Genomic DNA, 13571 nt, shown 5'->3' on the forward strand with positions numbered 1-13571 from the left:
GATGACGAGCGCCGCGAAGAAACTACAAGAAGCCGCACCGGGTGACGGGGACGGATCGTCGAGCGTGCTGCAGGAAGCAATGCAGAAGCTGGTCGGCACGGTCGCCGAGAAGGCACTGTCCTCGGTCTCGGACAAGGTGGCGAACACTTCCGGGCGGCTCAGCGAGTACGCCGAGAACGGCGGCGAAGGAGGGCTGCTCGCCGCCCTGACCGGTTCCGAGAAATCGGATGACGATGAGTCACCGGACGAGTCCGACACCGGTGGCGGCTGGTGGGAGGGCGCCAAGCAGACGGTCAAGGACAAGGCGTCCGACCTCAAGGACGCGGTCACCGGCGGTGGTGGTGGCGGTAGCGGAAAAGGCAAGAAGCTGAAGTTGACCAACATCGTCGAAACGATCGATGTCGGGGTCCCGGTTCAGCTGGCCTACAACCAATGGACCCAATTCGCCGACTTTCCGTCGTTCATGAAGAAGGTCGAACGGGTCGAGCAGGAAGCGGACGAGAAGCTCGAGTGGAAGGCGCAGATCTTCCTGTCGCACCGAACCTGGGAAGCGACGATCCTCGAGCAGGTTCCCGACGAGCGGATCGTGTGGCGCTCGAAGGGCGCCAAGGGGTTCATCGACGGTGCGGTGACGTTCCACGAGGTGACCCCGGATCTCACCCGCATCGTTCTGATTCTCGAGTATCACCCGAAGGGGTTGTTCGAGAAGACGGGAAACCTGTGGCGTGCGCAGGGACGCCGAGCACGGCTGGAATTGAAACACTTTGCACGCCACGTCATGACGCAGTCGATTCTCCATCCCGACGACGTCGAGGGCTGGCGCGGAGAGATCCGGGACGGTCAGGTGGTCGAGCCCGAAGAGGACGAGGCGGAAACGGAAGACGAACAGGCCGAAAGCCAGCCGGACGAGGGCGAAGAGGACGAGGGCGAGGAGCCCGAGGCAGAGGACGAGTACGAGGAGCCGGAGGAAACAGACGAGGCCGAGGACGAGGAGCCCGCCGAAGCAGACGAGGACGAGTACGAGGAGCCGGAGGAAACAGACGAGGCCGAGGACGAGGAGCCCGAGGCAGAGGAAGACGAGGCTGACGAGGACGAGGGTGAGGAAGCGGTCGACGAGGAGGCCGAGGAGGCCGAGGCGCCCGCGCCGGCACGCCGCGGCCGTCCGCGCAAGACCGCGGCCGCGAGTGAACCGCCGAAACGCCGTGGCCGCCCACGCAAGACCGCGGCGTCGGGTGAAGACACTGCACCGGCACGCCGTGGCCGTCCACGCAAGACCGCGGCCACCAAGTCCGCCGCCTCGAAGCGAGGAGCTCGCCGATGACCACCGGTGGGCCCAGCTCGAGCAGCCTCGCCGACGTCATCGACACCATCCTGGACAAGGGTCTGGTCATCGACGCGTACGTGCGGGTCTCGCTGGTCGGGATCGAACTGTTGACGATCGACGCCCGCATCGTCGTGGCCAGTGTCGACACGTATCTGCGGTTCGCGGAGGCGGTGAATCGGCTCGAGATCGGCAGCGAACCCAAGGGCCTGACCGATCTGGTGGGGTCCGTGACCGAAGGTGGTGCCAAGTCGAAGACCAAGGGCGCGCTCGAGGCTGCCGGCGACAAACTCGGTGACCTCCTCGGCGGCGGAGAAGAGGAGCCCGAGCGCGAGCGGGTGTCACGTAAATCCAGCAGAGGGGACAAGTGATGTCCACGTCGAAGCAGGCCGATGCGTCGGATCAGGCTGCCGATGCGTCCGAAGAGCCGCGTACCACCGGCGTCTACGTCTACGGCATCGTGCCCGCGGATGTGGAGACCGAAGACGACGCGGTCGGCGTCGACGACTCGCGGGTGAGCACCATCAAACACGGCGACATCGCGGCGCTGGTCAGTGAAATTTCGGTGGACCGGCCGATCGGTAAACCCGCGGACCTCCAGGCCCACGCCCACCTGCTGGACGGTGTTGCGCGGGTGGCACCGGTACTGCCGCTGCGGTTCGGGGCGGTCCTGACCGACACCGACGCGGTGAAGGACGAACTGCTCACCGCGCACGCCGACGAGTTCGCCGCCGCCATGGAGGAACTCGAGGGTAAGGCCCAATACGTGGTGAAGGGCCGCTACGTCGAACACGCCATCCTGTGGGAGGTGATCGGCGAGAACGAGCGGGCCAGCGCCCTGCGCGACACGATCCGGGACCAGCCGGAGGCCGCCACCCGCGACGCCCGGATGGCCCTCGGCGAGATCGTGGCCAACGCCATCGTCGCGAAGCGGGAGGAAGATACGGCCACGGTGGTCGAGGCCCTCGACTCGCTGGCCGACTCGGTCAACGTCCGCGAACCCACCCACGAGGAGGATGCCGCCCAGGTGGCGGTCCTGGTCGAGGTTGCCCGGCAGGACGAGCTCGAGCAGGCGGTGGGAGCGTTGGCGGAGCAGTGGGACGGCCGGGTCGAGATGCGGCTGCTCGGACCGCTCGCCGCCTATGACTTCGTGCTGTCCCCGACGCCGGAGGGCTGAGGCGATGGGCTGGTGTCGTTGATCGTCACGCCGACACCTCGCGCGGGCGCGGGTGCGTGGCGTGACCTCGCCACCGGATGACCAGACGGGCGCGGCCACCACTCGGGAGAAGGAGTGAGCAGGTCATGGCGCAGGAGCAGCCACCGACACTGCCGGCGGAGGACATCGCCGAGGTCGCGGTGCGGGACATCACGCAGATGACGGGCAGGAATCCGCTCGGTGCGACGTCGGTGATGCCGACCGACGACGGGTGGACCGTCGAAGTGGAAGTCGTCGAGGATCGGCGCATCCCGTCCTCGACGGACATGCTCGCCCTGTACGAGGTGGTGTTGGATCTGGATGGAGAGTTGTTGGCCTACCACAGAACCCGGCGCTACAGCCGCGGCGCCTGCGACAGCACGGGCGGGCAGTCATGACCCTGTCCAGTGGCGACTCCGGGCGTCTCCCGCAGAGCCCCGCCGGCGGCATGGGCGGCGGGCACCAGTCGACGAATCTCGGGGAAATCCTCGAGCGGGTACTCGACAAGGGCCTGGTGATCGCCGGGGACATTCAGGTCAACCTCGTCGACATCGAACTGCTGACGATCAAGGTGCGGTTGGTCATCGCCTCGCTGGAGACGGCGAAGGAGGTCGGGATCAACTGGTGGGAGAACGATCCCTGGCTGACCGGCAAGAGCAGTGACCTCGAACTCGAGAATCGAAAGCTGAAGGAGCGGATAGCCGCACTCGAGTCCGACCGGTCGATACATCTCGAGGTGGAGTCGGGTACGCCGATGGAGGTGGCGGGCAGGCGGCGAGGCGATAACGGTGACGAGTAACGATGATCACCGCGTCCGCCCGCTCGACAGCATCTGGATCAGTGCTTGATCTTCGGCCCGGTCTGTGGTTCCGCGTGAAGACCGCTCGCACCCGGAACTGCCCACGACACGGTTACCGTTGATGATGTCGCCGCGCCTGCCCGGCGCGGTGGCCCGGTACCCCGCCGGATCGAACCCCCCGGCGGGGTATTGGAACCGCGGGGATCGAGGGTTGCGTTGCGCATCGCAAACAATTGGTGCGGCTACGGTCGCGCGTCGTGCCGGGGATGCCCGTGTGTTCGACGAGATTCCTTCATTTCGGACGCGAACACGTGCCGGCGTCCGTCGCACAGTTCGCTGCGCACGATCGCCTCACATTCACGAAAAGCGGACCAGTAGTGGTCGTCGAAATCCTCGACGATCTGGAACGTCCACCGACCGTTGAGGACGTTGCGGCCGATCAGTTCCTTCTCCACCTGTTCCGCCATATCGTCGCGACCGGACTCACGCAACTTCTGGACGGCCTCATCGAGCATCAGATCGGCATGACCGATCAATTGGTGAAAGTCGTACAGACGTCCACGCGCACGTTCTACGGTCTCGAGGGCTTCGGAGAGCTTGCCGGCAGCGGCAACCTCTTCGTCACGCGCTCGGGTGGGCCTCGAGTGGTCGGGGGGATTCGGTATCTGCTGATCCGGCATGGACTGCGTGTACCCCGTTCGCGCCGAGCCGAACGACGGGGTGACAGCATCGAACCCAAGCAATCGAACCCAAGGCCACACAGGATCCGACGCCTGCCGTCGACCATCACCGTCCGGTACCGCCGCATCCTCGCTCGATTGTCAGTGGGCGTCGCGGAAAGCGTGCTCGATGTTCGCAGGTATGCGGCCGTGCGAGGAGATCTCGAGTCCCTGCTGAACGGCCCACTCCCGAATTTCCTTGGCTGTGCTTGCGTCCCGGGTCCGTCTGACGCGGGGAGGGCGCCTCGGCTGTTCCTCCTGTTGCGGCGGTTCGGTGCCGTCTTCGTCGGTAACGCCCGTCTCCTCGGCCTGCTCCTCTCCTGCACTCTCTTCCGGCTCGGCGGGGTGGCTGTCGCGGGTCTCGCTCGACCTCCGCTTGGTGTCGGCCACCTGGCCCACGCCGCCCACCGGGTTCTCGCCGCTCAACTGGAGCCGGCTGCTCAGCGAATCGATACGCGAGCTGACCGCGGTGACCGCCGCGGCTTTCGCGGAGCTCATCAGGTCTCCCCGAATGGTCTCGATCAGTTTGGCGACTTCCGGGGAACTCGCGAGCTTCGCGGTCCTCCGCCCCAGGAGAAATCCCGCGCCGACGGCTACCACCAATTGACCTCTGGTCTTCATCTCCCTCACCCACAGTTGCCGAGTGTCACCCACGCACCTCGGCGTCGGCGGGCGGCGAGATACGACTTGGGTCCGCGCCCGGCGGGGTGCGTAAGCCGTGCGTACCCCGGACAGAGGCGATTAATCATCAGCGCAGGGGCTTGCAGGAAGCGGTAGTGCGGAGATCACGAACAGCACTCACCCGGTTCCAGCCGTCTCGTGACCGTGCTCTCGGGCGTGGTGACGCCGTCGGGTACACCGGTGTGGACTATTTCTGTGCACGCCGGTATGGGTGCTCGGCATACTGTGGCAGTGGGATCGAGGCGAGGGTTGAGCACGGCGGGCAGTGGGTGTGGCTGTGGACAGAGATGAGCTCCTCGGCGCGAATGCACCGCCACAGGGCGGAAGTTTCCGGTTCTACCTCGACGGCGAGCGCTGGGAATGGTCCGACTCCGTTGCCCGGATGCACGGCTACCACCCGGGTGAGGTCACCCCCACCACCGAACTTCTGCTCTCCCACAAGCATCCAGACGATCAGTCACAGGTGGCCGCACTTTTCGACAAGATGATCCACGCCGGCGAACCGTTCAGCAGCAAGCACCGCATCATCGACACCGACCGCCGCATCCACCACGTCATCGTGGTCGGCGATCGAATGCTCGACGAGGACGGCCAGGTCATCGGCACATCCGGGTACTACATCGACGTCACCGAAACATTGGAGACCGACCTCAGAGAATTCAACGAGGCACTCACCGAGGCCGTCGCCGGACTCGAGAAATCGCGGGCGGTGATCGAGCAGGCGAAGGGTGCTCTCATGCTCGTCTACGGCATCTCCTCCGAGCGTGCCTTCGGCATCCTCACCTGGCGCTCACAGGAGACGAACATAAAACTTCACACCCTGGCCGAGCGCTTCGTCGGGGCCCTCGCCGCCGAGGCGACCCTCCCGGCGTCGTTTCGCGCCCGGTTCGACCACCTGCTCCTGACCGCACACGAATACCCCGACGAACAGGCGGACCACCCGGCCTGACCGGCGGACCTGAACCTGGACCGAGACCCGCAGGAACTGCTTTCCGCACAGGAAACTCTCCCTATGCGGTGGTGACGTCGGGTGGATCGGGGAGGTCGACATCGAGGACGAAGTCGAGCCAGATGACCGCGTCGGCCAGGGTTTCCGCGCGCATGGTGAGGTCGAATTGTTGCTCGTCGGCAAGCGACCGCTCCACCTCGGCGTGATCCTCGGCGAGGAAGGCCGACACCGTCCGCAGCACCCAGCGTGCCGATGCCGGCAGGGCGTCGACGTCGACGTACCCGCCGTCCGCGAAGCGCAGGTCGAGAATGAACCTCTCCCCTGGGCCCGCGGCGCCCAGGCGCGCGATGACCACGCCGACGATGGCATCGACAACCCACGCAATCACATCGCCGTATTCCGGCCGCTCTCCGACGGGGTGCGGTTCGGTGCATACTCGGGATACCTCGAACGAGAACCCGGCGGCGTCGCGATCACCGACCAGCTGCACCAGCCGACCGCCGAGAGTCGCGGCCGACGAGCTGATGGGGCGGCGTGCGTTCGATCCCATATTCGAGAGTGCCCGGCCCCGGGCCCCATTACACGCGGACGGATCGCCGGGGCCCGATCATGTGCCGGTTGCGGAGGTGGTGGTCTGGAAGAGGGTCTCGAGGCCGCCGATGGTGACATCGAGGCCCTCGTCGAGAAGTTGCACACCGTCGTAGTCGGCGAGTTCGGAAGCGAGGGAGCGTAACCGGGGGAATTTGCTGCGCGGCAGGCGGTGCAGTCCGAGCCGGAGAACATCCTCCGACTCTTCTGGGTCCTCGATCAGTTCCTGGAGTTCGTCGAGAATGTGCCCTTGCAGGAATCCGAAGAACAGCCGGTAGGAGCGCAACGCAATCGGTGGGGAGAAGCCGGCCCGGATGAGCAGTTCGAGGAAGTCCTCGAGCGGACGCAGCGTGCCCAGGGGTCGTAAGCCCAGTGGTGTCGCGAGGGGGCGGGTCACCAATAGTGGAACGACATTGGGGTGCGCGAGTGCGAGGTCACGGTAGCGGTGGGCAAGTAACCGCAATTCCTGCGTCCAGTCCTGCGCGTCCGGGTCGATGACGAGTTCCCGGAGTACCAGTTCGACGACACCGTCGAGAAGTGCGGCCTTGTTCTCCGCGTAGCGGTACACACTCATCGCGTCCCGGTCGAGTGCCTGCGCCAACCGGCGCATCGAGAGGGCATCGACGCTCTCGCGGTCGACGATCTCGAGGGCGGTGGCCAGCACCTGCTCGGTGGTCAAGCGGGTCAGACGAGTTCGCATCCGGGGACGGTCCTTCGGGGTATTCGACTCGTCCGAGTCCGTGCGCGCACTCATCACTGCCTCCTCATGCAAGACCGACCATAAAAGACGCGTCCACGCCGGATCGCGTCTTATGCAGCCCTTAACTACACCGTACACTTGCACTGTAGTTACTAATGGGTATACTTGCGTTGTATGGGTTCGCTCCAGCAGAGGGTCGCGCTCACCAACGTCCACCTCATTCGAGGAGACGTACATGGTGACCCGAATCTGCAATACCGGGCACCCGTTGAAGGAGTCATCCATGACCTCCCCTAATCCTGTCACCCACAGCAACACCGGCGCCGCAGCTTCCGGTCCGCGCGCTCAGCTCGATCAGCGCCGCAGCACCGAGACGAAGGCCGCGTTCAAGACCACCGAGTTCTTCGTCTACATCGCCGCAGTCATCGGTGTCCTCATCGCCTCGTATCTGGTGCAGACGACCGACGCACACGAGGACTATTTCCGGGCGGACCGCGCCTGGTTCTACATCGTCATTCTGACGATCGCCTACATCGTCAGCCGGGGCATTGCCAAGTCGGGTAGCCGCGAGCACTACACGGACACCGATCGGCACACGGGCGTCTAGTCCTTCTCGTAGCGCGGGGGTTCCGGCGCCACATCTGCCGGGCCTCCGCGCCGCGTCGTTGGTCGATCGACTCCGCGGCACCCTTCGTCCGAGGAGCGTCCGCGCCCCAGACAGTTGGATCAAGATCTTGTCAGAATTGTTCTCCCCCTTGTTCGTTGACGGTGCAACTCCGTCGCCTATCGATGCAGCTCCCGCCGTCCACGCCGGGCACCCCTCCCTGGTGGAACTACCCGGCGTCCGGCGTGTTCTCGACCTCGCGGCGATCACCATGCTGTCGGTTGCCGTGGCCGCCACGACGTCGTTCACAGTTGCGACCCTCGGTCTGCTCTCCGTGATCGGCGCCCGGGCTGCGTTGCGCCGCAGCTTGACTGCTCGATAAGAAAGGTTCATCCCATGTGGATTCTCGTCAGCCGTCTGCTACGCCGATGGAAAATGATCGTTCTCGCTCTTCCCCTCGTGGCCGCCGTACTGTCCCGACTCGGTAATCACCTCGAACGCCGCGCCGGCAAACCGACCACCGCATCGCGCGGCCTGCTCGGAATTTCGCGGTTCGCCCGTCGCCGGGCCGGCGCCGATGACGCCGCCACGCGTCCGGCCGGCGCACACCGCGCACCCGACTCACTCGACCTCAGGAGTAATGCATGACCGACAACACCGCCACAGTGATCAACCAGCTGCGAGTCGTACTGGACCTGACGCACAACGAAATTCAGGTCGCCGAGACCCGGATCGCGCAAGCTCGAACAGAAGCGGTCCGCCGGGAGCTGTCGCAGATTGCCGGCAATGCACGTGAGCGCGCCGGCGCAGTGGAGGAAGCGATCCGGGACCTCGGTGGACTTCCCGACGTCGTGGGCCCGTTCCTCGGTCGCGCGACTGCGATGGTGAAGGCGATGGCCGAGCAAGCGCAGCCGTTCGACGAGGCCCTGCTCGGTGATCTGATCCTCGAGCACCAGCTCCTCGACCGGGCGCGTTACCTCCGGGCACTGGCGACCGCGTCGCAGCACACCGGCGTCATTGCACTGGCCGGACGATTGATCACCGCCCACACCGCCACAGTCGAATGGTTGACGACGGTGCTGGCGGAGGACGCCCTCGGGGGCCCGGCGGCATTGCGACGCACCCCGATGCAGGCCGCGACCGGGACCGCGATCCGGTTCATCAACGTCCCGGCGACGTGGTCGGCGCGCGGAATCGATCGCGCCATCGACACCTTCCGGGCCACCCCGGACCGGATCGGTGCGCTTCTGAGCCGCGGTGCCCACGCCGGTGACGTGGCCACGAAGACGCTCGTCGCCAGTCGCGAGGCGGCACTCGAGTCGGCCGAAGAGGTGACCCGCCGAGAAGGCGCACCCGGTGTCGCGGATGCCATCCGCAATGCCCGAACCGTCAATGGTTCTCTCGAGGACGAAGAGCTCCCGATCTCCGAATACACCGAACTCAATGTCTCCGGTGCGGTGGCCGCGGTGAAGGAACTCACCGTACCTGGCGAAATTCGCATCATCATCGCCCACGAAGAGGCGAACAAGAACCGCCACGGGGTGGTATCGGCAGCGCAGACCCGCCTCACCGCCATCGCGCAGGAAGTCGTCGGCATCAACTGATCGGACCACCCCACCCGCGGGTGGCGGTACCGTCGCCCGCCCGAATACCAGGAGAACATTCTCATGAATGAGCAGAACACGTCCGGACAAGCGCGCAAGGGCCTCCTCGACTCGGTCAAGGGCAAGGTGAAGGAAGTGGCCGGGGCAGTGACCGGCAACGACTCGCTGGCCACCGAAGGACAGCTGCAACAGGCGCAGGCGCAGCAACGTAGAGAAGCGAACAGCGCCGAGGCCGTGGCCCGCGCGGAAACCTCCCAGGCCGCAGAGGAACTCGGTGAGGTGCGTCGCGAGAGTGCCGAGGAACGCGCTGCGATCGGTGCGGAGACGGCGGCCGCCGAAGAAGCTGCCCGGAACCGGCAGCACGCCGAGCACCAGGCAGCGGAGCAAAACCAGCACCGCCAGGTCGCGCAGGAGCAGTCCCGCGCGGCGGCCGACGCCCGCGACGAAGCGGCCCGCGCGGAAACCGCCGCACGAGCGAAGACGGCAGCTGCCGCCGAAGAAGCCGTCGACGCCACCGACGAACACCGGCGGGCAGTGCGTGACGCGAACGCCGCCCGCGACGAGGCGGAACGAGTTCGGCGCGCCGCCGAGGGCCTCACCGGCGACGCCGGCCTGTCCTGATCCACTCCCCACGAATCATCGGAGATTCCATGAACATCCTCACCGTCCCCATCACGATCTTGCGGTTGCAGTACACGATCCTGCGGATCCCTCTGCAACTCGTCGAAGACCAGCTGATGTCCCGGCTGGCCACCGAATCACCGGCCCGGCTGATGTACGAACGCACCCTGGGGGTGCTCGACGGCGCCGTCGGCAGTGCACTCGGCGACCGTGACACCGAGCGGCGCGGTGAGGCGCTCACCGAGCGCAGCGACGCGCTGGCGCGGGCGGCGGAACTCGACCAGGAGGCGGCGCGTACCGAGGCCGAGGCCGACACGGCACTGGAAACCAAGCGCAAGCAGGTCCACCGGGAGCAGGTGGCGGCGCGGGAGGCGAAGCAGCGCGACGTCGAGCAGGCCCGCCGGCGTGAGGACGAGCGCAAGCAGGCCGCCATACGGGACGCCGAGCAACGCAAGCAGGTCGCGAAGAAGAACGCCGATCAACTTGCCGCCCAACGCACCCGGGCCGCAGAGGCCGAGCACCGCGCCGAGCAGACCAAACTCCGGGAAGCGGAGAAAGCGGCGGCAGCGCCGGCCAAGGCCCAGCTGAAGGATGCCGCGGACAAGCAGGGCGAGGCGGCGGACAAACGCGCTCGCGCCGACCGCGTGGAGAAGCTGGCCGAAGCGGAAAAGGCCAAGCGCCGCAACGAGACGGCAGCCAACGGGCAACGCTGACCCGCCGGTGCAGGCGCGCAGGCTTGCTTTCGGTCACGGTTGAGTACCTCGGTACACGTGTCGTCACCGCGTCCGGGCGCGGTGACGGCCAGACCCGAGCTTGGATTCGCGCACCGCGTGAGGAACGCACCGATCGGGTAACCGCTCCCTGTGGAAGTTATCGGAATCGTCATTCTGGTCGGCGTGATCGCCTATGTCCTGTACAGGAAACGCGGGAGGAAACGACCCGCAGCGCGCGGTTGACTCCACCCCACCACGGATGGGCGCCGCGCGCAGCCGATCACTCCGCACCCTGCCGATAGACCTGCCACCCCGAACCTGGAGCCTTCATGAACATCCTCACCGCACTACCCGTGGCCATACTGCGTGTGCAGTACACAATCGTGCGCTACCCCCTTCACCTGATCGACGACCAGCTAATCGCACACCTGGCGCCCGCGGCACCGGCCCGGCGGCTGTATCGGGGCAGCCTCAGCCTTCTCGATTGTGCCGTCGGCACCGTTCTGGGTAACCCGGACCGTGCCCATGGTGCCGCTGACACCGCACCCAGCAGCACCCGGATCTCCGGCAGTGCATCAGACAGGGAGGACGATGCCGGCGCATCGAATATCGCTGCCGCTGATGTCGAGACCGCCCCTCGGTCCGCGACCGTCGAGAACGCCGAGCTGAACGAGAAGGCGGCACAACAACTCGACACCGACCTGCTCGCCGAGCACCTCGAAGACATTGAGGCGCCGCGCCAGCTCGAGCACTCCGCGGCCACCGACACTGCCGACCCCGCGACCGCCGACGTCATAACCCAGCTCGCGGACGCCACGAGCACCGAACCCGACACGACACTGACCGGAGAGCTGGCCGACCGCGTCGCCGAACTGGCCCGCGCAGAGACGCCGCCACCGGGCACCGGAACAGCCCCGACCGGCGAGCGTCACTGACCAGCAGTTGCGCCGACGACGCCCGCGACGATCACCGCACTGAGCGTCTGGACGCCCCACCGCCCGCAGTCACGGCGCCATCGCACATCCGCGCGTCAGCTCGTCGACGAAGGTATCGCGGCCGAGTCCACGCCCGCGAAATAGCGGTGCGCGGGTGGAAAGCGCGCAGCGAGAACTCGACATTGCGGAACACCGTGCGGCGCGCCAGCCCCATCAGTACCGCCATGCCGGTCACGGCCATCCACATCGGTAACGGGTAGAGAGCGAGACGCTCCCCCAGGCCGAAATGCAGCGCCTGACCCAGCATGAGGCCGGCGCCGACCAGGCCCACGAGTGCGCACAGCGCGGACCACAGGGCGACCAGCCGCTTCTCGTGCCACATATGCCAGGCGATGAGCACGAGCACCACGTGGCGCGCCACGAAGCCCGGCAACACGGCCGACCAGTGGATGATCGTTCCATCGTTCGCCGGAAACAGACCGGTGGCAGCGGTGCTCACCGCGATGATCACGGCAAGCGAGAGTATCCACTTCTTCTCCCGGCCACTTCTGATGTGCCGATGAAGAAACAGTGCACCGAGGAGGGTGAGCACGCCGAGCGCGACGAACGCCGAATTCATGACGTCGTGCAGCGGTGAGCACGATCCGACTTCGCAGGTCGTCACGCCCAGGGAGCTGATCGAGTCCTGCGCGAAGCTGTAAGGCGTGCTCCACGCCGCCGCGGTGAACACCTCCGCCAACAAGTAGGCGAACGAAAGTACCCAGGCCGTGCCAGCTGCTGCGTGGCGAAGATTGTGGGTTCTCGGTGATGTTCCGGCGCGGTGTGGATTGGTGATAGTGGATTCTCTCTGTCGAACGAGATGTGTCGAGCGAGGCCGGAAAGAGCCGGCCCGGTGGATCTGCGTAAGTCTACGGCCCGAACCTGAGAACGCTGTCCGAATGAATTCAGGATCCAAGGCAGACGGAAGCCGCCGACACCTTCCCCGGTGTCAGCGACTCCTCATCCTTCCGGGAACGCTACGCAATGTAGGTCTTACCCGGTCAGAGATGACAGTGACGCCATATCGCCTCTCGGCAAGTGGTCGCTCGCAGCGACTCTTCTGGTGTGGTACCCGGGGTATGAGCGCCACCGTCAATCTCCTCAACAGCGGACTTACCGGTGGTATTCCGAGCCCGCGGAACGAGACGGCGGCCAACGGGCGACGCTGACCCGATTCAGTCGATGTGATCGCTCCGGCAGCGCCGCAGTTGGCCGGACAGGTACCGCTTGGCGCGGCGATGCCCACCCACGTTGTCGAGTTCGGCGTCCAACGTGTTCAGGAGTGTCGCGAGCAGGCTTGCCTGCGGGGCCCAACCGTGTCGGTTCCGGCACTGCGCGAGCCAGTCGACCGGACCGGTGTGGCCGCGGTCCGCGTTGCACCGCGGACACGCGGCGGCCTCGTTGGCTGCGATGCTGGGCCCGCCCTTGAGTCGTGGCACGAGGTGTTCGGTGGTCGGCGGAATCAACGGTCCGAAACGACGACCGCACCACAGGCATCGTCCGCCCTGTCTGTCGATGGCGAGGGCGAGTCGGGCGGTGCGGTCCACCCGTCGATCGTGACCGATCCGCTCGCCGATGGCCAGTGCTCCGCCGGTCCGCGGGCCGAATCCACCGTCGCTACATTTCCTCCGTCTCGCGTGTCGTGAACGGCAGAACGAGGCGGGAATGGTGGGCGGCGTCCCGGTAGATCTAGTGGGTCACGGGGCGGCCCACCGGCAGGTGGAAGGCATCCGGCGGCAGAAGTGCGTTGTGCGCATCCGCCAGCGGTTCGTTGTTCGAAAGCTCCACCGTCAGAAGGTGTCTACGCCTGCGGGGCCGCGTCGTCGGGACGGCCGGGCCAGACGCGTTCCGCAAGGGAGAGGACCGGAGGCGGGGCCGGGTTGTCCGAGGTCGGGCGCCACGCCGAGGACTGCCCCGCCTGGTGGCCGACGGCGGCGAGTCCGTCACGGGACTCCTCACCGACATCGCCGACGATCAACGCCACGGCCGCTGGCAGCCCGAGTGGCCGTCCATCCCAGCGTCCTTCCTTGCTCGGACGTGCCCGTCCTAATTGTTGCGGGGCATGACGTTGTAGACACCGAGCGGAGTATGAACTGAACGAAG

Annotated in this window: 20 protein-coding genes and 1 pseudogene; 13 read left to right on the forward strand and 8 right to left on the reverse strand. The window is 66.3% G+C overall.

The annotated features are described in order from the left end of the window. Position 1 precedes the first annotated feature (1 nt). The 5 genes from JVH1_RS19975 to gvpJ (JVH1_RS19995) all read left to right on the forward strand — a co-directional run bounded on the left by JVH1_RS19975 (position 2) and on the right by gvpJ (JVH1_RS19995) (position 3315). On the forward strand, positions 2-1321 hold the full coding sequence (locus JVH1_RS19975; RefSeq protein ID WP_371113009.1) for an SRPBCC family protein: 1320 nt from the start codon (positions 2-4) through the stop codon (positions 1319-1321). Continuing rightward, entirely contained in the window at positions 1318-1692 is a 375-nt protein-coding gene (gvpJ, locus tag JVH1_RS19980; protein WP_009480807.1) for a gas vesicle protein GvpJ, read from the forward strand. The genes JVH1_RS19975 and gvpJ (JVH1_RS19980) overlap by 4 nt, the downstream gene beginning before the upstream one ends. Then, the gene (locus JVH1_RS19985) at positions 1692-2498 is read left to right on the forward strand and encodes a GvpL/GvpF family gas vesicle protein (RefSeq protein ID WP_009480808.1); all 807 of its coding nucleotides are present in this window, start codon (positions 1692-1694) and stop codon (positions 2496-2498) included. Before gvpJ (JVH1_RS19980) ends, JVH1_RS19985 begins: the two co-directional genes overlap by 1 nt. Positions 2499-2623: 125 nt before the next feature. After that, positions 2624-2914 (forward strand): gas vesicle protein, encoded by a 291-nt coding sequence (locus tag JVH1_RS19990; protein ID WP_009476414.1) that lies wholly within the window; start codon positions 2624-2626, stop codon positions 2912-2914. Further along, complete coding sequence (gene gvpJ, locus JVH1_RS19995) at positions 2911-3315, forward strand: gas vesicle protein GvpJ (RefSeq protein ID WP_011596046.1); 405 nt, start codon at positions 2911-2913, stop codon at positions 3313-3315. The genes JVH1_RS19990 and gvpJ (JVH1_RS19995) overlap by 4 nt, the downstream gene beginning before the upstream one ends. 242 nt (positions 3316-3557) lie before the next feature. On the opposite strand, the gene JVH1_RS20000 is transcribed toward gvpJ (JVH1_RS19995), so the two are convergent. Together JVH1_RS20000 and JVH1_RS20005 are read right to left on the reverse strand one after the other, a co-directional pair. Then, positions 3558-3995: a hypothetical protein gene (locus JVH1_RS20000; protein WP_009476411.1), complete on the reverse strand. Its 438-nt coding sequence runs from the start codon at positions 3993-3995 to the stop codon at positions 3558-3560. A 141-nt stretch (positions 3996-4136) separates the two neighbouring features. Then, positions 4137-4655 carry a histone-like nucleoid-structuring protein Lsr2 gene (locus tag JVH1_RS20005; protein ID WP_043780108.1) on the reverse strand — a complete coding sequence of 173 codons (519 nt, stop codon included), beginning with the start codon at positions 4653-4655 and terminating at the stop codon, positions 4137-4139. A gap of 325 nt (positions 4656-4980) precedes the next feature. On the opposite strand from JVH1_RS20005, the gene JVH1_RS20010 reads away from it, so the two are divergent. Then, positions 4981-5664, forward strand: a complete 684-nt coding sequence (locus JVH1_RS20010) for a PAS and ANTAR domain-containing protein (RefSeq protein ID WP_043780106.1) — start codon at positions 4981-4983, stop codon at positions 5662-5664. 61 nt (positions 5665-5725) lie between these two features. Here the strand turns inward: JVH1_RS20010 and JVH1_RS20015 are convergent, their stop codons facing one another. Both JVH1_RS20015 and JVH1_RS20020 read right to left on the reverse strand, forming a co-directional pair. Beyond that, positions 5726-6214 (reverse strand): hypothetical protein, encoded by a 489-nt coding sequence (locus JVH1_RS20015; RefSeq protein ID WP_009476408.1) that lies wholly within the window; start codon positions 6212-6214, stop codon positions 5726-5728. A 57-nt stretch (positions 6215-6271) separates the two neighbouring features. Further along, positions 6272-7006, reverse strand: coding sequence for a TetR/AcrR family transcriptional regulator C-terminal domain-containing protein (locus JVH1_RS20020; protein ID WP_009476407.1), 735 nt, complete (start codon positions 7004-7006; stop codon positions 6272-6274). A 229-nt stretch (positions 7007-7235) separates the two neighbouring features. Here JVH1_RS20020 and JVH1_RS20025 point away from each other — a divergent pair, with 229 nt between their 5' ends. The 7 genes from JVH1_RS20025 to JVH1_RS20055 all read left to right on the forward strand — a co-directional run bounded on the left by JVH1_RS20025 (position 7236) and on the right by JVH1_RS20055 (position 11429). Further along, positions 7236-7559 carry a hypothetical protein gene (locus JVH1_RS20025; RefSeq protein ID WP_009476406.1) on the forward strand — a complete coding sequence of 108 codons (324 nt, stop codon included), beginning with the start codon at positions 7236-7238 and terminating at the stop codon, positions 7557-7559. Positions 7560-7686: 127 nt separating this feature from the next. Further along, positions 7687-7938: a hypothetical protein gene (locus JVH1_RS20030; protein ID WP_157174030.1), complete on the forward strand. Its 252-nt coding sequence runs from the start codon at positions 7687-7689 to the stop codon at positions 7936-7938. A 14-nt stretch (positions 7939-7952) separates the two neighbouring features. After that, a complete protein-coding gene (locus JVH1_RS20035) occupies positions 7953-8204 on the forward strand; it encodes a hypothetical protein (protein ID WP_009476404.1) in 252 nt (83 codons plus the stop codon). Next, entirely contained in the window at positions 8201-9160 is a 960-nt protein-coding gene (locus tag JVH1_RS20040) for a hypothetical protein (RefSeq protein WP_009476403.1), read from the forward strand. Before JVH1_RS20035 ends, JVH1_RS20040 begins: the two co-directional genes overlap by 4 nt. Before the next feature lie 63 nt (positions 9161-9223). Continuing rightward, positions 9224-9781, forward strand: coding sequence for a CsbD family protein (locus JVH1_RS20045; RefSeq protein ID WP_009476402.1), 558 nt, complete (start codon positions 9224-9226; stop codon positions 9779-9781). 29 nt (positions 9782-9810) lie between these two features. Further along, entirely contained in the window at positions 9811-10494 is a 684-nt protein-coding gene (locus tag JVH1_RS20050; protein WP_009476401.1) for a hypothetical protein, read from the forward strand. 329 nt (positions 10495-10823) lie between these two features. Continuing rightward, positions 10824-11429 carry a hypothetical protein gene (locus JVH1_RS20055; RefSeq protein WP_009476400.1) on the forward strand — a complete coding sequence of 202 codons (606 nt, stop codon included), beginning with the start codon at positions 10824-10826 and terminating at the stop codon, positions 11427-11429. 31 nt (positions 11430-11460) lie between these two features. Here JVH1_RS20055 and JVH1_RS20060 read toward each other — a convergent pair whose 3' ends face one another. From JVH1_RS20060 to JVH1_RS20075, 4 genes and pseudogenes are all read right to left on the reverse strand, one after another. Then, on the reverse strand, positions 11461-12159 hold the full coding sequence (locus JVH1_RS20060; RefSeq protein ID WP_009476399.1) for a DUF998 domain-containing protein: 699 nt from the start codon (positions 12157-12159) through the stop codon (positions 11461-11463). A gap of 484 nt (positions 12160-12643) precedes the next feature. Next, positions 12644-13015, reverse strand: a complete 372-nt coding sequence (locus tag JVH1_RS20065) for an HNH endonuclease (RefSeq protein WP_009476398.1) — start codon at positions 13013-13015, stop codon at positions 12644-12646. Between the two features lie 70 nt (positions 13016-13085). After that, positions 13086-13268: pseudogene (locus tag JVH1_RS20070) on the reverse strand (X-Pro dipeptidyl-peptidase domain-containing protein); the annotation flags it as partial. A gap of 1 nt (position 13269) precedes the next feature. Beyond that, complete coding sequence (locus JVH1_RS20075) at positions 13270-13452, reverse strand: hypothetical protein (protein WP_009476397.1); 183 nt, start codon at positions 13450-13452, stop codon at positions 13270-13272. Positions 13453-13571 lie beyond the last annotated feature (119 nt).

It is taken from the genome of Rhodococcus sp. JVH1, assembly GCF_000280725.2.
GTDB lineage: Bacteria > Actinomycetota > Actinomycetes > Mycobacteriales > Mycobacteriaceae > Rhodococcus_F > Rhodococcus_F jostii_A.

Coding starts and splice junctions, on each gene's coding strand:
- JVH1_RS20000 (WP_009476411.1), bottom strand. CDS start 3,995: ATGCCGGATCAGCAGATACCGAATCCCCCCGACCACTCGAGGCCCACC.
- JVH1_RS20050 (WP_009476401.1), top strand. CDS start 9,811: ATGAACATCCTCACCGTCCCCATCACGATCTTGCGGTTGCAGTACACG.
- JVH1_RS19990 (WP_009476414.1), top strand. CDS start 2,624: ATGGCGCAGGAGCAGCCACCGACACTGCCGGCGGAGGACATCGCCGAG.
- gvpJ (WP_009480807.1), top strand. CDS start 1,318: ATGACCACCGGTGGGCCCAGCTCGAGCAGCCTCGCCGACGTCATCGAC.
- JVH1_RS19975 (WP_371113009.1), top strand. CDS start 2: ATGACGAGCGCCGCGAAGAAACTACAAGAAGCCGCACCGGGTGACGGG.
- JVH1_RS20025 (WP_009476406.1), top strand. CDS start 7,236: ATGACCTCCCCTAATCCTGTCACCCACAGCAACACCGGCGCCGCAGCT.
- JVH1_RS20020 (WP_009476407.1), bottom strand. CDS start 7,006: ATGAGTGCGCGCACGGACTCGGACGAGTCGAATACCCCGAAGGACCGT.
- JVH1_RS19985 (WP_009480808.1), top strand. CDS start 1,692: ATGTCCACGTCGAAGCAGGCCGATGCGTCGGATCAGGCTGCCGATGCG.
- gvpJ (WP_011596046.1), top strand. CDS start 2,911: ATGACCCTGTCCAGTGGCGACTCCGGGCGTCTCCCGCAGAGCCCCGCC.
- JVH1_RS20005 (WP_043780108.1), bottom strand. CDS start 4,655: ATGAAGACCAGAGGTCAATTGGTGGTAGCCGTCGGCGCGGGATTTCTC.
- JVH1_RS20040 (WP_009476403.1), top strand. CDS start 8,201: ATGACCGACAACACCGCCACAGTGATCAACCAGCTGCGAGTCGTACTG.
- JVH1_RS20055 (WP_009476400.1), top strand. CDS start 10,824: ATGAACATCCTCACCGCACTACCCGTGGCCATACTGCGTGTGCAGTAC.
- JVH1_RS20045 (WP_009476402.1), top strand. CDS start 9,224: ATGAATGAGCAGAACACGTCCGGACAAGCGCGCAAGGGCCTCCTCGAC.
- JVH1_RS20015 (WP_009476408.1), bottom strand. CDS start 6,214: ATGGGATCGAACGCACGCCGCCCCATCAGCTCGTCGGCCGCGACTCTC.
- JVH1_RS20035 (WP_009476404.1), top strand. CDS start 7,953: ATGTGGATTCTCGTCAGCCGTCTGCTACGCCGATGGAAAATGATCGTT.